Below are 21,611 nucleotides of genomic sequence, written 5' to 3'. Positions count from 1 at the left end.
GATGAAAATCGATTTAGAAGCAGAAAGACTGGAAATTTTAAAGCGTTATCGCAAGCTTTTGCGTACGGCTAAGCCCTACCTAAAAGATGATGATGCCAAAGAAATCAAGAAGGCATTCTTGCTTTCCGCGGATGCGCACAAGGAAATGCGTCGCAAATCCGGGGAACCTTATATCTACCACCCTTTGGCAGTTGCTCAAATCTGTGTCGAGGAAATCGGTTTGGGACCTACGTCGATCATTGCGGCTTTGTTGCATGATGTCGTAGAGGATACAGACACAACCCTGCAGGAGATTGAAAAGATGTTCAATCCCAAGATTGCACAGATTATCGACGGTTTGACGAAGATTGCGGGGACGTTTGAATATGGTACGTCCCAACAAGCCGAAAACTTCCGGAAGATGTTATTGACGCTCTCGGATGACATTCGGGTGATCTTGATTAAGTTGGCCGACCGACTTCACAACATGCGGACGCTGGACAGCATGGCCAAGGAAAAGCAGTTGAAGATTGCCTCGGAGACGATATACTTATATGCACCTCTGGCTCACCGCTTGGGGTTGAACGCGATCAAGACAGAGTTGGAGGATTTGGGCTTGAAGTTTACGGAGACGGAAGCCTACCGCGACATTGCACATAAGTTGATGGAGAATAAGCAAAACCGCGAGAGTTTTGTGGAGCAATTTATTCGTCCGATTAAGAAATCCTTGGATGAGCGTGGAATGAAATATACCATCAAAGGCCGTCCAAAATCCATATATTCCATTTACAATAAGATTAAAAAATCGAACACGCCCTTCGAAAAAATCTATGATTTATTCGCGATTCGGGTGGTGTTAGATGTGCCTGTGGAGCGGGAAAAGGGGGAATGCTGGGAGGTGTATAGTATTGTGACCGACCACTACCGACCCAATCCAAGCCGTTTGAAGGACTGGGTTTCTACCCCGAAATCGAACGGTTATGAATCCTTGCACACGACGGTTATGAGTATGCCATTTGGCAATGACAAGGAGGGACGCTGGGTGGAAGTTCAGATTCGGACGAAGCGCATGGATGAAATTGCGGAGAAGGGGGTTGCGGCGCACTTTAAGTACAAGGGAACAGACACAAGAACCTCGCAGGCCTTTGAGTCTTGGTTGAGCCAAGTGCGTGAGGCTTTGGAGATGAATGACAAGAGTCAATCGGCTGTTGAATTAGTCGATGATATCAAAAACTCCTTGTATCATGAGGAGGTATTTGTGTTTACGCCGAAAGGAAAATTAGTGGTATTGCAGGCCGGCGCCACGGCGCTCGATTTTGCTTTTGAGATACACTCGGAGGTGGGTGCGCATTGCATCGGTGCCAAAGTCGGGGGTAAATTGGTTCCACTTTCCCATAAGTTGAGTAACGGTGATCAGTTGGAAATCCTCACCTCCTCCAAGCAAAAGCCTTCTGAGGATTGGTTGCGCATCGTGACGACGACGAAGGCGAAGGCGCGCATTAAGGATTGCATCAAGGAAGACAACAAAGGTTATTTGATTCAGGGCAGGGATATTGTGGAAGCGCGTCTAAAGCATTTGGGATACCCGAATTTGACGTTGGAATTAACGAATCAGTTGCGTGCCTATTTCAATGCGAAGGATGCGAATGATTTGTTCTATCGTTTTGGGAAGGCCTATATATCGGTTGATCAGTTGAAGCACTGGAAGGCCGACAAAGAAATGCATGAGCGGAAGCAAGCGGAGAAGGCCATTAAGGCGCCGATTGTAGATAGCAAGTCCTTTAAGAGGGGGATGCAACAGGTGGAGCAGGGACGCAAGGAGTCGGATATCTTGTTGATTGGCGAGGACATGGACAAGGTGGATTATACCTTGGCGAAGTGTTGTAATCCGATTTCGGGGGATGAGGTATTTGGATTTGTGACGATTAATGAGGGGATCAAAATCCATCGGACGACATGTCCGAATTCGCCGGAACTGTTGTCTAGGCATGGTGATCGGGTAATTAAGGCACAATGGACGAGTCAAATTCAGATGTCATTTGTTGTCGAATTAACGATTCGAGGAATTGACCGCGTAGGCTTGGTGAATGATGTGACGCGTGTGATTTCGGATGAGTTAAAAGTAAACATAACAGCCCTGTCGATTGGTGTGAAGGATGGCTTATTTGAGGGAAAGATTTCCTTAATGATTCAGGATACTTCGCATTTAGAAAGCTTGGTATCGGAGTTGGAAATGGTGGCTGGGGTCATCGAGGTTGCGAGGGATGAATAAGTAGTTTTATTCCGTTTTTTTTGCTTATTTTACGTTGTTTTTTTTTCAAGAATGTCCGCAGAAATAGAGAAGTTTGATTCGGTTAAAAAGATTTTCACAGCTTATTTAGAAAATAAGGGTCTGCGGAAAACGCCGGAGCGCTTTGCTATCTTGGAAGAGATCTATTTGCGGGATGATCATTTTGATGTGGAGGAGTTATACATCTCCATGAAAAACAAGAAATATCAGGTGTCGCGTGCGACGGTTTATAATACGCTGGATGTGTTGGTGGAATGCGATTTGGTGGTTAAACATCAGTTTGGTCGTAATCAGGCGCAGTTTGAAAAATCCTATGGACGTCGGCAGCATGATCATTTAATCTGTACGGATTGTCACAAGGTGACGGAGTTTTGTGATCCGCGTGTTCAGACGATTCAGAGTTTGGTAGGACAGATGTTGGAGTTCAATGTGATGCACCATTCCTTGATATTTTATGGGTCTTGTACCAAAAAGAATTGTGAGTTTCGGGATCAGTACCAGGCTCAATCACCGGAGTAATTTTTTATCATTTATATTCGAATTTTATGGCAGTTGATGTATTGTTAGGCTTACAGTGGGGAGACGAAGGCAAAGGAAAGATTGTGGATGTTTTGGCACCTCGTTACCAAGTTGTTGCGCGTTTTCAAGGGGGACCTAATGCAGGTCATACACTTGAATTTGATGGATTTAAGCACGTATTACATCAGATTCCATCGGGAATTTTTCGTCAAGAGGTTCAGAATATCATTGGTAATGGGGTTGTTTTAGATCCGATTATTTTCAAGAAAGAGATCGAGGGCTTAGCACATTTCAATTTGGATTTGCGGAAGAACTTGGAGATCTCGAAGAAGGCTTCGATTATCTTGCCGACACACCGTTTGTTGGACGCCGCGTATGAGAAAGCGAAGGGCGATGCGAAGATTGGTTCGACATTGAAGGGTATCGGGCCCACTTACACGGATAAAATTTCGCGTCAGGGATTGCGTGTGGGTGATATGATTTCGGCAGATTTTCATGCTAAATACAATGCCTTAGTGGATCGTCACAAGGCGATTCTAGATGTATATAAATTCGAATATGATTTGGCTGCTGCGGAAAAAGAATTCTTCGAGGCGGTCGCCTTCATGAAGGAATTTCATTTGGTGGATTCGGAATATTCGGTGAATCATGCGATTCAGGCGGGTAAGACGATTTTAGCCGAGGGTGCCCAAGGATCTTTGTTGGACGTTGATTTTGGATCTTATCCATTCGTAACTTCTTCGAACACGATCACAGCGGGTGCTTGTACCGGTTTAGGTGTTGCGCCGAAAAACATCGGTGAGGTTTATGGAATTTTTAAGGCCTATGCGACGCGTGTGGGTTCGGGACCTTTCCCGACGGAATTAGAGGATGAAGTGGGTGAGCGTATGCGTCAAGAGGGACGTGAGTTTGGTTCGACGACGGGTCGTCCGCGCCGTTGTGGTTGGATTGATCTGCCGGCATTGAAATATGCGATGATGATTAATGGGGTGACTCAATTGATTATGATGAAGGCGGATGTCTTGAATATTTTTGAGGAGATTTTAGTTTGTACGGGCTATGAAATGCCGGATGGTACGATAACGGATCAAATCCCATTCGAGATTACGGATATAAAAGTGAAGCCGGTATATGAGACCTTGAAAGGATGGAATTGCTCGTTAGAGGGCATGCGTCGTTTTGAGGAATTGCCAGCAGAGCTTTCAGCGTATATTAAGTTTTTAGAGAAGCATTTAGATTTACCGATCAACTTCATTTCAACAGGCCCGGATCGTGAGGCCTGTGTGTTGCGCGGTGCATTAGCATAAGATGACAGAGGGAATTGATTTAGCTGCGCTGTATGAGAATGAGGTAATCTATTGGATTACGTCGGAACGTCCATTGGAGCAGCTGAATCAATCCCCTGTTTTACCTACCGAAGAGGTGGTAGAAGTAGGAGTTCCTGCCATTGATACTCCATGGTTGGTGATTGGGGCCATTAATGAGGCTGAAAAATCCCGTTTACAATTGATTTTCTCGGCTCCTCCTTTGACCTTACCGGTTTCGGATTGGTCGATTTTGGAGGCGGATCAAGTTCAGGTTTCCTTGGAGGAATTTGTAACTAAGTCGAAGCCAAGCCGTTTTATTTTCTTGGGCGAGCAATCAATCGTTGGATTACAGGCGAATCAGGTGGTGGCTGTTGGCGATAAGCGCGTGTATTATTTTCCTCGATTGATTTCGACGCTGACCGATGCGGAGAAGGCGCTTAAGTTGGAGTTCTGGAATGCCCTGAAAGGGTTAGTGTAGAGACGCGATATTTCGCGTCTTTTTTTGATTTGTAGAGACGCGATACTTCGCGTCTTTTTTGTGATCTCTGTTTTTTAGACGCGAGGTATCGCGTCTCTACAATTTGGTTATTTAGACGCGAGGTATCGCGTCTTTACAATTTGGTTATTTAGACGCGAGGTATCGCGTCTTTACAATTTGGTTATTTAGACGCGAGGTATCGCGTCTCTACAATTTGGTTATTTAGACGCGAGGTATCGCGTCTTTACAATTTGGTTATTTAGACGCGAGGTATCGCGTCTCTACAGATTGTACCTCGCCAATGGCGTCACGTCTTGATCGGTGAATTCCCCTGCCTCGTATTTAAAATGTCCTGCCATGGCGATCATGCCAGCATTATCTGTGCAATATTGAAATGCCGGAATAAATACATCCCAGCCTTCTTTTTCACCCATCTCACTCAATCGGGAACGTAGTCCGGAATTCGCCGAAACACCACCCGCAATGGAGATCTGTTTGCATGATTTTTCGCGCATGGCCTTTTTGACTTTACGCAAAAGCATATCGATCAGACTCTTTTGGACGGAGGCGCAGATATCAGCTTTGTTTTCCTCCACGAACTGTGGATTTTTCTGGGTTTCTTTTTGAAGGAAGTACAGAATTTGGGTCTTAATTCCCGAGAAAGAGAAATTCAAACCGGGCATTTCGCCCAATGAAAATGGGAAACGATCCGGGTTCCCTTCTTTGGCGAGTTTATCGATAAGCGGTCCACCCGGGTAAGGCAAGCCGATGAGTTTGGCAGTCTTGTCGAAGGCTTCGCCCACCGCATCATCTTGGGTTTCCCCAATGACCTCCATGTGTAGCGCATCTTTGACCCAGACCAATTGCGTATGTCCGCCACTGACTGTTAGGCAAAGGAAAGGAAATTGTGGTTTGGGGTCCTCGATAAAATGAGCCAATACGTGCGCCTGCATGTGATTTACCTCGATGAGGGGAATGTTAAGCGCAAGGGATAATGACTTCGCGAAAGAGGTTCCCACGAGCAATGCACCCAATAAACCAGGCCCCCTTGTGAAGGCAATGGCATTCAGTTCATTTTTGTTTATATTTGCTTTTTGGAGAGCCTCTGTTACGACAGGAATGATCGCTTTTTGATGTTCTCTACTGGCTAATTCGGGAACGACACCACCCCATTCTGTGTGGATGAGTTGGGTCGAGATGACGTTTGATTTTAAAACTCCATCCACCATGACGGCGGCGGAGGTTTCATCACACGAAGATTCGATGGCGAGTAGGTTCATTTTGCGAATTGTTTGCAAAAATAAGGCAAAAAAAATAAACATGGTAAAATACCTAAAGATCCTAGCCAAATCAGTCCTATACGGGTTGGTAGGAATCTTTTTGCTTATTTTTACCTTCATTTTGCTGCTTCGGGCCCCGGCCAATCAAATGCTTTTGGCCGATTACTTCAAGCCCATTATCAAGCGTGAGCTGGGTTATCCGGTCGACTTGAAAGGCATTCAAGTCAAATTTTTCGATGAATTAAGCCTGACTGGACTACGGATTCATGATCCTTGGGGAAAGGAAATGATTTACATTGAGCAACTCGATGTCAACTTTAGTATTTCCGATTTGTTCATGGGCGGTGATAAGCCTACGCTTGATTATGCCCGTTTATTCCGTCCGCGCGTACATTTAATCTTAGAGAAGAAAGCGGGTCAGGTGAATTTAAATCACTTTGTCGACCAGATAATTGCCTGGGTGAATCGTATTTCGCCAGGTCCCTCCCAAGGTTCTAGCGTCTTCATCATTCGGGAAGTGGATGTCGTGGATGGGAAGTTTATTTTAGACGACGAACAAGAGCCCAATTTAGCTACAAGTACGCATTTCGACTTATCACATTTTACTGTTTCGCACATTAATTCCAAGGTGAAACAATTCTATTCCAAAGGGGATACGATTGGCTTAGAGACCGTTGGCTTCCGCGCCGCGCATGAAATGACCCGATTGCAAGTTAAGCGCATGAATACGCATTTCATGATTTGTGATCGCCAAATGCGCTTTGATCAATTGGATTTGTCGGTCAATGATTCCTACATCGCTAATCAGTTTTTGGTCAATTATAGGAAAATTGACGATTTGACGGAATGGTTTGATAAGGCGAATATGCAGGCTAATTTGGTCAATGCACGCCTGAACTCAAATGATGTCGGACGATTCGTCGAGTCCATGTATCCATACAAAGGCAACTACAAGTTGCAAGGAAAGTTGTCCGGTACCGTGCGAGATTTGGCATTGAAGAATTTCCAATTAGGTTTCGGCACCAAGAGTGTCCTACGAGGTGATTTCTCATTCAAAGGCTTACCCGATATCCCGAAGACCCAGATGGATTTTGTGATGCAAAATTCATTATTTATTCCCGAGGATTTAGCCGTATTTATCACCAAACCGGCCGCAGATAAAATGCGGATTCTTGGACCCGTTTCCTTCTCCGGTTTGTTTAAAGGGACGAATGCCAACTTCCGGACAGCCGGCAAAGGCAATACAGGTTTAGGCTACTTGGAGGGAGATTTTTCGATGCGCATGCGCGATTCCATGGCTTTGTCGGGGTATGATGGTCGGGTCGCTTTGAAGAAGTTTAAACTCGGAAAATTATTGGTATTGGAAGACTACCTCGGTACCATCGATTTGACCGCAAAAATCAAAGGAACGGGATTTTCGAATGCCTCGGCAAATGTCGACTTTGATGGCATGATTTCGGAAATCAATTTCAATAAATACGCCTACAACCGAGTGAGTTTGAAGGGTAATTTGCAGAAGCAATTATTCAAGGGTACCGTGGCGGTGAAGGATTCCCATTTATTGGCCACCATGGAAGGGGAAATTAATTTGCGTCAATCGAAGCCCCTGTACCAATTGGACGGACGAATTGAGCGGGCCGATTTAGCCACTTTACATTTCACGAAGGAGGCCATTCGACTAAAAACGGCCTTTGATGTTGATTTATCGTTGAATTCCTGGGATGATTTAACCGGACGCGGATTCTTCCAAGACGTTTATCTTCAGAAACCCAACATGGCAGATTTATCCATGGATTTGGTTTCGTTTAATTCGGATGTTCGTTCGGGTGGTAAACGGCATTATTCGTTGAATTCCCCCTATATTTCTGTGGAAGTGAATGGGGATTTTGTGCCAAGTCGCATGCAAAATGAATTGCTGCAATTGTGGGATGAATACCAACTCTATTTCCAAAAAAACGAGCAGGAACGTAATGTCTATTATGCCTCCAAAACCCATGATACGGAAAGTCGGTACGGCGCAGATTTCACCATCGTTTGCCACGATGCGGCACCTTTGTTGAGTCGCTTTTTCCCTTCCTTGGGTGTGGCGCATAACACTGTTTTCTCCGGAAATATCACCAAAGGACGTAGTTTTCAGGTGAGTTTAGAGGCTTATCCGGATACCTTGGTGATGGGAGGCTATTCGTTTTATCAATCGGTATTTTCGTTTCAAAGTTCCAAATATTTGGGAGGTCCCGAGGTATCCTCTAGTTTGATTTTTCAATCGCGAAAGCAGCAATTGAATTTCTTAACCCCGACCGAAAATTTTAAGTTGGACGCCCTCTGGGACCAAGACCGAATTAATTTCGGCTTGGATTTCAAGCAGCAGGGGGAAGAAAACATGGCGCATTTAGGAGGCCTATGGAAATTTGAAAAGGATGGTTTATCCTTGAAATTCAAGGATTCCTATGTTCGTATTTTGGGGCAAGATTGGTCCATCGACCCAGAGAATCGAGTTCGGATTCAAGGCCAGGATTTGAAGGCGGAACACGTATTGATTTCGAATAAAAAGCAGTCGATTGCCTTGCAGGGAAGTATCTCGATGGATTCGACGGAGACGCTGAAATTGAAGGTAAAGAAGTTCCAATTAGGAACACTTGCTCCTTTGTTTGCATCGAAGGTGCAAGGCGAAATGAATGCAGAATTTAGTCTGCAAAATTGGTATCAAAATACCCGTTTAGATTCGTGGCTTCTGTTGGATTCTTTGCGGATGGACAAGTTTTACATCGGCGATCTGCAGGGGGTGGGTACGTATGAATCGGCGTCCCAATTGATGGATTTGAATTATCATTTAAACCGTTTGGGCGAATCCGTTTTGTCATTGAGTGGTACTTACCGGCCGTTTGAGGAATCGGATAAATTGAATGTTCGGGCGGAATTAAATAAGACCAATTTGCAGATTCTTGAACCTTTTGCCAAGGGGCTATTTTCGGATTTAGGCGGGGAGGCATCGGGCGAATTGCGAATCGGCGGGCGGATACAAGAGCCCATATTGGATGGGCGGATTATCGTTCGGAATGGCAAGACGACCTTTGATTATTTGAATACACGGATATTGTTTGCGGATACGGTGCAGTTTGCTTCCCGACAAATCATCGGTCAAAACTGGTTGCTAAAGGACCCCGAAGGAAATACGGCGCGCATGAATGCCCGACTCAGCTTTCCGAAAGGAAGTCCATTTGAATTGGATCTCAAGGCGGATTTATCGCGCTTTAAATTATTGAATACGATTCGAAACCCGAAGTCGATCTATTATGGCACCGGTTTTGCGACAGGACCATTCGCGATTCGGGGGACCTTGGATGGATTGGTCATTTCGGCGGATTTGAAGAGTGATCGGGGGACAAGATTGTTTATTCCCTTAGACCGTGAATATGAGCAAACGGATCAGGGGGATTATTCGTTTTACAGCCATAGCTTGGCTGCTGCTGCGGAGTTGAATCAGAAGCCTCTGGTGAGCCAATTGAAACAAGATGGGATCACGATGGACCTGAATTTAGCCTTTACGCCGGAGGCCTATGGGGAGGTGCAATTTGACCAACAAAAAGGGGACATCATGCGTGTTTACGGGATGGGGAATATCAAGATGACCTTGGATAAGAAGGGGGATTTCAAGATGAATGGCGACTATGCGATTGATCAAGGGGATTATACGTTTACACTACAGAATTTGATTAATAAGAAATTCGCGATTCAGCGGGGATCGAAGATTTCGTGGAAGGGGGATCCTTTGGAAGCCAATGTGGATATCAAGGCGGTCTACACGCAATATGCATCACTTTTTCCGATCTTATTGGATACGACCAACAAATCTAATTTGCCCGAATTTAAGCGTCGCTATCCGGTCGATGTGACGATCAATTTACAGAACCGCTTATTATCGCCCAACATCAGTTTCGACATCGGCGTTCGGGATTATCCCAAAGATGTTCATTTGAATGGTGCTGTGACGGCATTTGCGAACCGTATTCGGACGGATGAACAGGAGTTGACCCGTCAGGTAAGTAACGTCTTATTGTTTGGTCAATTAGTCTCGCCTTACGGAGGCTCGGGAATTGCCATCAGTAGTTTGATGGGGAATTTCACGGAGATGCTTTCGAATCAGTTGAGCAACCTAGCATCGAAGATCAACAAGGATTTGAACGTGGATGTGTATTTAGGGGGAGGAAGTTTGAATCAGGATTTGCTATCTAATTTACAATTGCGCGCGTCCTATAATGTGAATGATCGCTTGCGAATTACCCGAAGTGGCGGGTTTACGGATGCACGAAATCAGACAAGTCCGCAGTTATTATTGGGTGATTGGGCGTTGGAATGGTTCGTTAACCGGGAGGGTTCATTACGACTTAAGACTTATAATCGAAACGTGCAGACTTCGCTGGCAGGGTCTTTGAACTCGTATCAAATCAATCAGACGATTGGTTCGAGTCTTTTGTTTACAACGAGTTTCTCGAAGTGGTGGTGGGAGAAATAGAAATTAGATTTTAGTCATTGGACTTTGGCCGCTGGACTGTAGAGACGCGATACTTCGAGTCTATTTTTTTTCAATATTATTGGGCTGGATTCTTTCATCCTTTATTTAGACGCGAAGTATCGCGTCTCTACAGTCAAATGCTTAAAAAAAAAGAACCCCGAGATATTTCCCAAGGTCCTTCAAATTTTGTTAATCTCTAGCGTTTAACATCCAAAGTCTAACGTCTAACGTCCAATGACTTTACTTTACTTCAAACGTCCCTACACCCACATTAAATCCTTCGGCGATTAATTCAACCGTGTATTTACCTGGCTTGTAAGTAACGCCACCACGTGGATAAATGATACCCACTTCTTGGTTGTTGTTGCTGTAAGTCACAACTTGTTTCGTTGTGTAAACCACATCTTTTCCGTTTACGTTAACCTTGCCAGATCCAATCGCTTCATCCGAAAGCGTTGCACCTTCGCCATCGATGACACGTAGGTAAATGGTCTTGTTTTCCAATTTTGTGATTGGGTTATTCGCTAAGTTGAAAACTACTTTCAATTTCTCGATTTTCTTTCCGTTCAAGCGCGCACGCTCAGTTTCTTTTCCTTTCGCATTGATAGCCAAAACACGTAAATTTTGTGCTTTCAAGGCTGCTGCAATGCTAACCTTACGAGCCAACTCTTTGTTCTTTGCCGCTACATCAGATAAGGTATCCGACAACGATTTGTTTTGCGTCTTAAGGCCAGTATTCTCATTATTTAAGCTTGTATTTTGTGCCGTCAATACTTGGTTGTTCTCGGTCAAGATTCCATTTTGTTTCTTCAACTCGACGATTTCGCCATCTTTTTGCGTCAACACTAAATTGTATTCTTTGATTTTCGCCTCATACGATGCAATCGTTGCATGGTTGGTTAGTTTCAAAGATGCTTTGTCTTGCTCCAACTGACCTTTCAAGGCTTCTAAGTCAGCTACTTGACCGCCCAAAGACTTTATTTCAGCGATTTTAGCATCCAATTGCGTAGAGATTGAATCTAAAGAAGCACGTGTATTAGCTAATTCAGTCGCTTTTTCTTCAATAGTGGTTGCTTGTTCTTTGTTCAATTGATTTGAACGAATGTAGAGTACACCTAAAACAGCTACGAGGACTGCTAAAACAATCAGCGCAATTCTAGAACTTTTGTTGGAAGATTCCATGGGGATTAAATTGATTTTAAGGGTTTATTTTTTTTTCAGAGGGCAAAATTACAATAAATTATCAACATTTCATTTCTAATCCCCTTTTTGGTTAATTTGCAGGAAAATCGAAGACAGGATGCCGACGTATGATTTTATTGTGATTGGTTCAGGGATAGCGGGATTATCCTATACGGTGAAGGTTGCGCAATACTTTGAGGACCGCAACGTCCCCGTCAAGATTGCGCTGATCACCAAGACCATCGCCGAGGAAACAAACACCAAATATGCCCAAGGTGGTATTGCAGCCGTTTGGGATACGGAGGATTCCTTCGAAAAACATATTGAAGATACCATGGTCGCAGGCGATTTCGTAAGCGATCCTGCCGTTGTTGAGATGGTGGTTCGTGAAGCCCCGGAACGTCTGAAGGAATTAATCGCCTACGGTACGGACTTCGACCGAAAATCCGATGGTTCATTTGATTTAGTCAAAGAAGGCGGCCACTCGGATAAACGAATTCTGCATTACAAGGATTCCACTGGAAATGAGATCGAACGTGCCCTTTTGGCCAAAGTAAAATCCTTTCAGTCCGTTGATTTCTTCACCCATTACTTTGCGATTGATTTAATTACCCAGCATCACTTGGGCGAGAAGGTCACCAAAGACACCCCCGGCAAACAATGTTATGGGGTCTATGTATTAAATAAAAGAACCGAAAAGGTAGAAACCTTTTTGGGAAAAACAACCCTTCTGGCGACGGGAGGTATTGGCCAAGTGTATCAGTCGACGACCAATCCCACCATTGCTACCGGCGACGGAATTGCCATGGCCTACCGTGCCAAAGGTTTTGTGCAAGGGATGGAGTTTATTCAATTTCACCCGACGGCCCTTTACAATCCGGGAAAGAAACCCTCTTTCCTCATATCCGAAGCTGTTCGTGGACATGGGGGAATTTTGAAGAACCAAAATGGTTCAACTTTCATGGAGAAATACGATGCGCGTTTGTCTTTAGCACCGCGTGATGTGGTTGCGCGTGCGATTGACTCCGAGATGAAAAAGCATGGCGTGGATCATGTGTATTTGGATACGCGCCATATTCCCAAAGAAGAGATACTTCAGCATTTCCCGATGATCTATGCGCATTGTCTGAAGGAGTTAGGTTTAGACATGTCACAGGATATGATTCCTGTGGTGCCGGCCCAGCATTATTTATGTGGGGGAATTATTGTGGATCAATATGGTCAGACAAATATCGAAAACCTCTATGCCGCCGGCGAATGTTCTTACACGGGTTTGCATGGTGCGAATCGTTTAGCCTCGAATTCGCTATTGGAAGCCATCGTTTACGCACACAATGCTTTCGAGAAATCGCTTAGTCAATATGGAACGCAGGTTTTACCCGCTGGTATTCCCGATTGGAATGATGAGGGAACCCGAAATCCAGAGGAATTGGTTTTGGTGACTGAAATGACTAAGGAATTGGAATCCATCATGTCCAATTATGTGGGTATCGTACGAACCGATCGCCGCTTGAAACGGGCCTATGATCGTTTGGAATTAATCTATCTCGAGCACGAGGAATTGTATCGCCAGTCTCGCATCACGGTTCCACTTTGCGAATTGCGGAATATGATTAATGTCGCCTATTTGATCATCAAACATGCCCGTGCCCAGCGCCAAAATAAGGGCCTGCATTACAACATTGATTTAAAGTAAAGCGCTCATTTCGAATCTTTTCGGGGATATCTTAGGCGGAAAAAAATTTAATATTTAATTTCGACTAAAATGGGTTAAAACCTCGTGTCTTGACTCAATCCTAGTTCTACCTAATGAAACACCCTGTCTCTTCGACGAAGCGCCGCTGTGGTGTTTGGTTGATTATATTTTTTACGATTGCCTTGGCTTTTTCAGGTCAAGCACAATCCTATAAATGGTCGATCGGTTCTGCGATTACCCATTATCAATTCCAAAATTCCAAAGGTTTAGCTATTGAATGGATGAAGCCCTCTGCGGGTTTGCATGTGGAGGTATCGCATGAGAATGCCTTGATTGATACCGTCCGACTCATCTCCAAATTCTCAAAATCAGCCTTGTTTTTCAACAATCATCCCAAGCTGGCGAAGACCTTGAGTCACCTGAATTATGCCGTCGGATTAAATTATCATCAATTGAACGCCATCGGGGATGTGCGGCAAATAGCTTTCTCCTATCAAACGGATTTTGTGGGCTTTTCGGCTTCTTTAGGTCCCAAATATACGATTTACCGGGGCTGGGCCCTAGGTCTTTCGGGCGTTATGATGGGCCAACAGCTGATTGCGGGGAATCAATTGCTTGGGCAACGGTATTTTCCACTGACCGAGGATACCCAGTTTAATACCTTTAAGGTCTTTGGGGGCTATCAAGCCGAAATATCGAAGTCGGTGAATGCCAACGTCCGCGCCTTCGTACTCATCCGCCGAACAGCCAGTTTATTTTCCCCGCAAACGCCGACGGGGACCTTGGATTTTTTACCCATGACGATTTCGATGGGGATTAGCATTAAACGTTGATTCCCGAAATGATGAAGCATTTATACCTTCTTTTCTTGTTGATTACTTGGGGGGCTTGGGGCCAACAAAAAGGCTTGAGTTATCAGGCGGTTATCGTGGATCCCAATACGATCGAAATCCCAGGGCAGGTCATTACAGGAGCGCCTTTGGCGAATGGGAAGGTCTGGATTCGCTTTAGTTTGATTTCGAAAACGGGGGTGGAATATGAGGAGGTCCAACAAACCGTTACGGATGAATATGGTCTGGTCAATTTAACCATCGGGTCAGGAACGCCGAGTATCGGTAAATTCGATGCGTTGGTGTGGGATGCCTCGCTGAAACGATTACGAGTGGCGGTGAATTTTACGGGGACCGGAAATTACACGGAAGTAAGTAATCAGTTGTTGACCTTTAGTCCATATTCGCTATATGCGGAGTCGGTGGATTACAAAAACGTGCGCGATTCTCCCACGAATTTAAGTCAATTTAGGAATGATGTGGGCTATTTGATTCCCAAAGATTTAGATCCCATTAAGAAGGATGTGGGAGCGGCATTGACGGGAGTCCAGGAAAATTCCGCCAAGATTGAGGCGAATCAAAATGCAAACAAAACGCGTTTTGGGATCATAGATCAGTCGATTTCCGGATTAACTACTCAACTTGGGAAACAAGCCGATGACATTAAGCAGGTGAATACCACCTTGAATGATCATGATGTACGCATTCAGCAGAATTCAAGTCAAATTCAATCGACGGCCTCTACGATTCAAGGCCAAATCGGTTCCTTGCAATCGCAACTAAATTCGACGCAGAATACGGTTGCGAATCTCTCGGGAACCTATGAAAACATGGCCAATAAATCGGCCGCCATCGATTTAGGGAATTCCAATCCGAGTAATAGCCTCTATCCGACTCAGCGTGCGGTGAAATCGTATGTTGATAATGCGATATCATCGGTTGTTGCCAATGGTGTTTCGGACGCAACGACTTTAGCAACAGGAAAGATACAATTGGCCGGTGATTTGGGTGGAACGGCAACTGCTCCGACGGTTCCGGGTTTGGCTCAGAAAGAAAGCTTAGGAAACAAGTCGACGAATGTTGCCACCGACGCCACCTCGAACACCAAATACCCATCGGTCAAGGCGGTGAAAGATTATGTGGATCAGGTCGCAACGAGTGCTACGGTGGTGGATGCGGATGCGGCGACCAAGGGCAAGATTCAATTAGCGGGTGATTTGGGGGGAACGGCAGCGGTGCCAACCGTTCCAGGTCTGGCGCAAAAGGAGGATGTTGGGAATAAGTCGGTCAGCGTTTCAACGGATGCCACCTCGAATACGAAATATCCATCGGTGAAAGCGGTGAAAGATTATGTGGATTTGGCCACGACGGGGGTTGCGTTGCAGGCTTCGTTGAATAATAAGGCGGATTTGAATTCGCCAGTGTTTACGGGAACGCCGAGTTTGCCGACGGGTACCACGGGCGTGACGCAAACGTCTGGAAATAATTCGACGGCCTTGGCTACCACGGCCTTTGTGCAGACGGAGATGGCGAGTGCTACGGTGGTAGATGCGAACACGAGCACGAAAGGGAAGATTCAATTGGCTGGAGATTTAGGTGGAACGGGAACAAACGCGGCTGCGCCGGTGATCAGCGATAATGCGATTAGTACGGCGAAAATCGCCAATGGTGCGGTGACCGATGCGAAGTTTTCTGGAAGCTTGTCGGTGGGAAAAGGAGGAACGGGTGCCACGACATTAACGGGCATTCTCAAGGGGAATGGAACGAATGCGTTTACGCAGGCGACGATCAATACCGATTATAGTTTGGTGCGCTTCGTGTCCGATGAGTATACGGTCGCTACTGCGGGTCAAACAAGTTTTACGCTGACACAAACCCCGAATGTCAATTCGACCATTCGTTTATTTATCAATGGGGTTCGTATTTCGAAGACGGCTCTCTCCGTTACGGGAACGACTTTGACTTATAACCCGACGAATAATGGGGCGGCAACCTTGGTGGTGGGCGACCGGATTCAGGTGGATTATTACTATTGATGTATGGGTGGGGGGAAATTAAATGCTTTTGGGTTCAGGACGGCCGGGATGATTTTCCTGTGCCTAGTGAGTTTTTGGGCGAATGCCCAGCATAGCGATGTTCGAATTACCTCAGCGGCATCGAATAGCAATGGGACATGGGCCTATGCCCAGAACGGAACGTATACGTTTTCGCCCACGGCAGATAATGCCATCTTAAGTGCAACAGATCTACAAAACAAATTGGCTGCCTATGCTTCGGTCGAAATCAAAACAGCTCGCACGGGCGGAACGCAATCGGGAAATGTTACATTTGAAGCGGCGGTGACGCAGTTGAATTGTTACTATTATGTAAATCCGAGTACATTTCGAATTACGAGTGGGGGCGAAGTTCAGTTTAATGCGAATTTGAGGTTAAGAACTACAAGCGTTTATTTGCCCTGCAATGTGATATTGAATTCGGGGAGTCATGTTCGCTTGAATTCTGTCATTGATATTAGTGGGGGTTCGGCAGGTTTTCAAACGCAAACCTATCCGTCAGCAAGTATGACAATGGTCATCGGAGGGGATTTATTAGTGGGAGCCTCGGGGCAAGTCCTAACCAAAGGTTGGGAAAATATTACTCCAAGCAATGATGGTTATAATGGTGGCATTGGAGGTGCCCAAACCTATACGGTAAGCGGTTCCGTAAGTTTGTCGGCTGGAAGCATTTTGAATGCAACCGGAGGGAATTCGATTTTAACGTATCAAACTACTGCGGGAACCGGTGGAGCCATTACCATCAATGCCGTCAATTCAGTTTTAATGCGTGGATCTGTCTTATCAAATGGAGGGTATGGTGGTCGAGGAGGTAACGGAGGTGCGATCAGCATTACGAGTAGTACAAGTACCTTGGATTACAGTGGCGTGTTAAGTAGCGAGGGTGGGAATGATTTTGGTGGACCTGTTGGAGGAAATGGGGGCAATATCACCCTAAATGGATCGACCGGATTAAGCATTCGAAACAACGTGAATGCGGGTTTAGGCAGGGGATCTAGTTATACGGGAGGTGGAATTGTGACATTGTCTACGGGCAATACAACACGAACGACGGGAGGCGGAGTGAATGATGGCATGGTGGGTTCTTCCATTATTCGAGGGTCAAATTTTATCAAGTCGGGAGCTGGGGTTCTCTCCTTAGGTGCGGTTAATGCGTATACGGGAACAACTAATTTGAACGGGGGTTCTCTGTATTTAGCAGTCGCTGGGGCAATTCCATCCGGCACGGCCTTAACTTCGAGCACGGGAACGGAGATTGATGTGGTTGGCAATTCGTTGACATTAGCTAGCTTGGATGGCGGCGCGAAAATCACCAACAGTGTAGGTGGTTCGGTGACACTTACGGTCGGTTCGAACAACTCATCGACGAGTCATAGTGGCGTGATTGAAGATGGGGCAGGGGTATTGAGTTTCGTTAAGATGGGAACGGGTAAATTGGCAATTACGGGGGCGAATAGCTATACGGGTCCGACCAATATTACGGCAGGTATTCTGAGTGTGGGGAATTCGACAGGCTTGGGCTCGGTGCAAAGTGGTACAACGGTCAATTCAAATTCGATTTTGGAGTTTTTTGGTGGGATTAATGTGGGTGCAGAGGCATTAAGTCTGACGGGAACGGGGATCAGTTCTCAACGAGGAGCCTTATACAATTTAAGCGGGGTAAATAGCTTTGCAGGTGAAATAACAGTGACTTCAGGGGTTCGCATAATGGGTTTTAATGGGACCTTGAATCTAACGGCTACGAATGTGATTACCGGCACCAATGCCAATTTGCTTTTTGGAGGTTATGGAATTTTGAATATTACAGGGATCATCAATATTGGTACCGGCGGAATTACCTACGATGGTGGGGGAAGTCTGTATTTGATGACGGATAATGTCTACAGTGGCTTGACCCAAGTGACCGGTCGGAATGGAACTTTGCGTGCCGGTTCCAATGGCGCTTTGGGATCCAATTCAAGTGGAATCGTGGTAGCTGATCAAGCTGCTTTAGAGTTAACGGGTGGAATCTCTATCCTCGGTAAATCCTTGACGGTATCCGGTTTGGGCGTTGGAGGGAGTGGCGGATCCATCCGAAATGTGAGTGGGGATAATGTGTGGTCGGGGACAATTACCATGGCTGGAACTGTGGGAATTGGGCTGGGTAGTATCTCGGGCAAATTGAGTTTGACCGGCACTCCTGCCATTGCGGCGAGTAGCTATGGCTTGAAAGTCTATGGTTCTCCGGGTGGCGTGGTCGAGTTGGTCGGCGAGGCTTTGTACACCGGCCAAACCGAACTCATCGGAGGATCCTTGTTATTGGGAAATAACGAACGTATTCCCGATGTGAGTTCATTGAAATTAAGTGGAGGTGATTTATCAACTGGCGGTTACACCGAAACATTGGCAGAATTAATTCTCAACACGCTCTCTAGTATCTCCTTGGGTAATTCGGTGCATACGCTACGGTTTAGTGGGTTGAGTGGTTTATTTGATTTTCATTATTTGACGATTAACGGTTGGCAGGGGACCTATGCTAGTCCGGGGTCAACGGGATCTGCGGGTCGAATTTATGTGGGTGCGAATGCAGTGTTATCACCGGACCGCTTAGGCCAAATGTTTTTTTATAATTCGTCCACAGCTGTTCAATCCAATACCTTGCAATTAACGGATGGTGAATTAGTTCCGGGTTCGCTTAAGTTCACGGGTGCTACAGGACATAGTGATGTACGGATTACTTCGGCTGCGACGAGTAGCAACGGTGCGTGGACGTTGACGCAAAGTGGCGTCTACCGCTTTAATCCTACCGCGGATAATGCCATTTTGAGTGCGGCAGATTTGCAGAGTAAATTGGGGGCTTATTCATTTGTGGAGATTAGTACGGCTCGTAGCGGTGGGACCCAGTCGGGGAACATGGTTTTTGAATCTCCCGTCACCAATCTCAATTGCTTGACGAATGGCAGCAATACCTCTTCGTTGCGGATAACGAGTGGAGGGGTGGTTCAGTTTTATGCCAATATGACCATTCGGTCGTCCCAACAATATTATCCGTATAGTTTGATATTGAATGCGGCGAGCATTGTGCGGTTAAATTCGGTGATTGATTTAAGTGGATCCATGGCAGAATTTGCCTCGAATACCAATCCGACAGGAAGCGTGACCATGGTGATTGGTGGAGATTTGGTGATAGCGGGTACGGGACAGGTTTTAACGAAAGGTTGGGAAAATGCCAAAGCGAGTGATGCTGGATTCAATGGAGGCTATGGCGGTGCGCAGACCTATACGGTAAGTGGCTCGGTGAGTTTGGCAGCAGGAAGTGTGTTGGATGCCTCCGGTGGAAATTCAGTCTGGACCTACCAGACAACGGCAGGAACGGGTGGTGCTATTGCCATTAATGCGGTCAATTCCGTTTTAATGAGAGGTTCGGTCTTATCAAACGGTGGTCGAGGTGGCTGGGGTGGAACGGGAGGAGCGATTAGTATTACGAGTACAACGGGTAATTTGGATTACAGTGGCGTTTTGAGTTCAGAAGGTGGCCTCGAATCGACTAATGTTGTTGGTGGGAATGGCGGCAACATCAGCTTGAGTGCGCCGGGTGGATTAAGTATTCGTAACAATATCAATGCGGGTTTAGGAAGGGGAACGAATTACGTCGGTGGTGGAAATGTGACCTTGTCTACGGCTAATACGACCCTGACGAGTGGAGGTGGTGTAAACGATGGTTTGGTGGGTGGTTCGATTATTCGTGCCTATCATTTCACCAAGTCGGGTGCTGGTGTTCTCAATTTAAGTGGGGCGAATACGTATACGGGAAGTACGACCGTGAATGCTGGTAAATTAGTATTGAATGTGGCACAGGCGATTCCGAGCACGAGTGATGTCACGTTAGCGGCGAATACGATTTTGGATTTGAATGGTTTTAGCAATACCGTTGCCTCGATTACAGGGGTCTCCTCGACAAAAATCACCAACAGTAGTTCGAATGCGAGTACCTTTAAATTTGGGACGAATAGCTCGACTTACGATGGATTAATAGAAGATGGTGTCGGGGTAGTCCATCTGGAAAAAGTGGGGACGGGAACGACTACTTTAGCCACGACGGCGAATACCTATACGGGTTTGACACGAATTAGTGGGGGTAATTTGGCCATTAGTCATGCCTCTTCATTAGGATCTACCAATGCTGGGACGATTGCAGATGGGGGCGGATTGCGCTTAAATGGTGTAACGGTTTCCGGGGAAGCGTTGACCTTAGGTAGTTTGCCGACGCTCGGTGTTTTGTATGCCAACACAGGTTCGAATGTTTGGAATGGAACGCTTAATTTGTCGGCAGCTTCATCCATTTATGTTTATTTGAGTTCAAGCCTAAGTATCAATCCACTGACTGGACCGGCGATTCAGGGGACAAATACCAACCTGACGTGTAATGTTTACGGAACCTTGAATATCAATGGGGAGATTGCTACGGGGAATGCCACTTTGACCAAGAACTATACGGGAATTCTGAATTTGAATACGGCGAATTCCTACACCGGTTTAACGACCTTGACAGCGGGTCAAACCCTTGTGAAAAACGATTTGGCTTTAGGTTCAAATTCAGCGGGAACCGTTATTTCTTCTGGGGCGAATTTGACTTTGGATGGGGCACTGAATGTATCCGGGGAAACGCTAACGATTACGAGTAATGCGATTACAGCCAATGGCGCGTTGTTAACCAAAAACGGGGCGAGTACTTGGTCGGGGAATATAAGTCTGGCGGGCACGGCGGTCAGCTGGAATACGGAGTCGGATTTGACAGTGACGGGTGCCATTGCGAATGGGAGCACCTTGTGGACGGTGGGTCGGACAACGGGGTCGACTGGGAATCTAATCGTGAATGGAATTATTTCGGGAACGGGGGGCTTGGATAAAACGGGTACGGGTCAAATGACGCTGAATGCGGTGAATACCTATTCGGGCCTGACGCGGATCACGGCGGGCCGTTTGGTATTGGGAGGAAATCAAGTGATTTCGAATGCGAGTAATGTTTATTTTAACGGGGGTACCTTGAGTACGGAGGGCTATTCGGAAACGCTGGGGCAATTGTTCATCAGTGATAATTCCACCTTGCAATTAGGTGCGGGAGCGCATACGATCAATTTTGCTTCGGCCGGGACTTTTACGACGGGAAAGACCTTGACCGTCAACGGATGGGATGGCGTATATAGTATTGCGGGGAGCGGTTCATCACCTAGTTTAGAAAATTCGGGGATGTTGAAGACCACATCTACGAAATTTATTTCCTCGAATGGCGTCTTGCGTTCTGCGGGTGCCATTAATCAGTATGGGCAGATACGGGTGTCTGGTCAAAGTGGAACCTCCGGAAACTTTTTTGTAGGTTCCCCATTAAGCGCGAGTGCGTTGAATCAAATCAAGTTTTTTAATGCAACTGCGAATACCACCCACTTTTCCGTGCAGTTAGGGACCAATGAGGTCGTACCTGATTTTACGAGGTAGTAAAAGCG

At 46.0% G+C, this 21,611-nt stretch carries 11 protein-coding genes; 9 read left to right on the top strand and 2 right to left on the bottom strand.

What is annotated here, in order from left to right; translation table 11 throughout:
• The first annotated feature begins 1 nt into the window (after position 1).
• The 4 genes from ACMH5P_RS05255 to ACMH5P_RS05240 are packed head-to-tail and all read left to right on the top strand — an operon-like array spanning position 2 to position 4,573.
• Entirely contained in the window at positions 2-2,251 is a 2,250-nt protein-coding gene (locus tag ACMH5P_RS05255; protein ID WP_459493286.1) for a RelA/SpoT family protein, read from the top strand.
• Between the two features lie 51 nt (positions 2,252-2,302).
• The gene (locus ACMH5P_RS05250; RefSeq protein WP_459493285.1) at positions 2,303-2,788 is read left to right on the top strand and encodes a Fur family transcriptional regulator; all 486 of its coding nucleotides are present in this window, start codon (positions 2,303-2,305) and stop codon (positions 2,786-2,788) included.
• 26 nt (positions 2,789-2,814) lie between these two features.
• Positions 2,815-4,095, top strand: coding sequence for an adenylosuccinate synthase (locus tag ACMH5P_RS05245; protein WP_459493284.1), 1,281 nt, complete (start codon positions 2,815-2,817; stop codon positions 4,093-4,095).
• A 1-nt stretch (position 4,096) separates the two neighbouring features.
• The gene (locus ACMH5P_RS05240; protein ID WP_459493283.1) at positions 4,097-4,573 is read left to right on the top strand and encodes a hypothetical protein; all 477 of its coding nucleotides are present in this window, start codon (positions 4,097-4,099) and stop codon (positions 4,571-4,573) included.
• 281 nt (positions 4,574-4,854) lie between these two features.
• Here ACMH5P_RS05240 and tsaD read toward each other — a convergent pair whose 3' ends face one another.
• Positions 4,855-5,853: a tRNA (adenosine(37)-N6)-threonylcarbamoyltransferase complex transferase subunit TsaD gene (tsaD, locus tag ACMH5P_RS05235; protein WP_459493282.1), complete on the bottom strand. Its 999-nt coding sequence runs from the start codon at positions 5,851-5,853 to the stop codon at positions 4,855-4,857.
• 40 nt (positions 5,854-5,893) lie between these two features.
• On the opposite strand from tsaD, the gene ACMH5P_RS05230 reads away from it, so the two are divergent.
• A complete protein-coding gene (locus ACMH5P_RS05230; RefSeq protein WP_459493281.1) occupies positions 5,894-10,366 on the top strand; it encodes a translocation/assembly module TamB domain-containing protein in 4,473 nt (1,490 codons plus the stop codon).
• 240 nt (positions 10,367-10,606) lie between these two features.
• On the opposite strand, the gene ACMH5P_RS05225 is transcribed toward ACMH5P_RS05230, so the two are convergent.
• The gene (locus tag ACMH5P_RS05225) at positions 10,607-11,548 is read right to left on the bottom strand and encodes a hypothetical protein (RefSeq protein WP_459493280.1); all 942 of its coding nucleotides are present in this window, start codon (positions 11,546-11,548) and stop codon (positions 10,607-10,609) included.
• 118 nt (positions 11,549-11,666) lie between these two features.
• Here ACMH5P_RS05225 and nadB point away from each other — a divergent pair, with 118 nt between their 5' ends.
• The 4 genes from nadB (at position 11,667) to ACMH5P_RS05205 (ending at position 21,603) form a co-directional block, all read left to right on the top strand.
• Positions 11,667-13,244 (top strand): L-aspartate oxidase, encoded by a 1,578-nt coding sequence (nadB, locus tag ACMH5P_RS05220; protein WP_459493279.1) that lies wholly within the window; start codon positions 11,667-11,669, stop codon positions 13,242-13,244.
• 113 nt (positions 13,245-13,357) lie between these two features.
• A complete protein-coding gene (locus ACMH5P_RS05215; protein ID WP_459493278.1) occupies positions 13,358-14,077 on the top strand; it encodes a hypothetical protein in 720 nt (239 codons plus the stop codon).
• Positions 14,078-14,085: 8 nt separating this feature from the next.
• Positions 14,086-16,110, top strand: coding sequence for a hypothetical protein (locus tag ACMH5P_RS05210; RefSeq protein ID WP_459493277.1), 2,025 nt, complete (start codon positions 14,086-14,088; stop codon positions 16,108-16,110).
• A gap of 3 nt (positions 16,111-16,113) precedes the next feature.
• Complete coding sequence (locus ACMH5P_RS05205) at positions 16,114-21,603, top strand: beta strand repeat-containing protein (RefSeq protein WP_459493276.1); 5,490 nt, start codon at positions 16,114-16,116, stop codon at positions 21,601-21,603.
• Positions 21,604-21,611 lie beyond the last annotated feature (8 nt).

Source organism: Aquirufa sp. 5-AUSEE-100C1 (assembly GCF_054558655.1).
Note: the sequence above shows the minus strand (reverse complement) of the source record. Positions and strands in the feature narration are given on the sequence as shown.

What these genes read in the sequence shown, in the direction of transcription:
- ACMH5P_RS05205 (WP_459493276.1), top strand. Translation starts at nt 16,114, where the DNA reads ATGGGTGGGGGGAAATTAAATGCTTTTGGGTTCAGGACGGCCGGGATG.
- ACMH5P_RS05215 (WP_459493278.1), top strand. Translation starts at nt 13,358, where the DNA reads ATGAAACACCCTGTCTCTTCGACGAAGCGCCGCTGTGGTGTTTGGTTG.
- ACMH5P_RS05250 (WP_459493285.1), top strand. Translation starts at nt 2,303, where the DNA reads ATGTCCGCAGAAATAGAGAAGTTTGATTCGGTTAAAAAGATTTTCACA.
- tsaD (WP_459493282.1), bottom strand. Translation starts at nt 5,853, where the DNA reads ATGAACCTACTCGCCATCGAATCTTCGTGTGATGAAACCTCCGCCGCC.
- ACMH5P_RS05255 (WP_459493286.1), top strand. Translation starts at nt 2, where the DNA reads ATGAAAATCGATTTAGAAGCAGAAAGACTGGAAATTTTAAAGCGTTAT.
- ACMH5P_RS05230 (WP_459493281.1), top strand. Translation starts at nt 5,894, where the DNA reads ATGGTAAAATACCTAAAGATCCTAGCCAAATCAGTCCTATACGGGTTG.
- nadB (WP_459493279.1), top strand. Translation starts at nt 11,667, where the DNA reads ATGCCGACGTATGATTTTATTGTGATTGGTTCAGGGATAGCGGGATTA.
- ACMH5P_RS05210 (WP_459493277.1), top strand. Translation starts at nt 14,086, where the DNA reads ATGATGAAGCATTTATACCTTCTTTTCTTGTTGATTACTTGGGGGGCT.
- ACMH5P_RS05240 (WP_459493283.1), top strand. Translation starts at nt 4,097, where the DNA reads ATGACAGAGGGAATTGATTTAGCTGCGCTGTATGAGAATGAGGTAATC.
- ACMH5P_RS05225 (WP_459493280.1), bottom strand. Translation starts at nt 11,548, where the DNA reads ATGGAATCTTCCAACAAAAGTTCTAGAATTGCGCTGATTGTTTTAGCA.
- ACMH5P_RS05245 (WP_459493284.1), top strand. Translation starts at nt 2,815, where the DNA reads ATGGCAGTTGATGTATTGTTAGGCTTACAGTGGGGAGACGAAGGCAAA.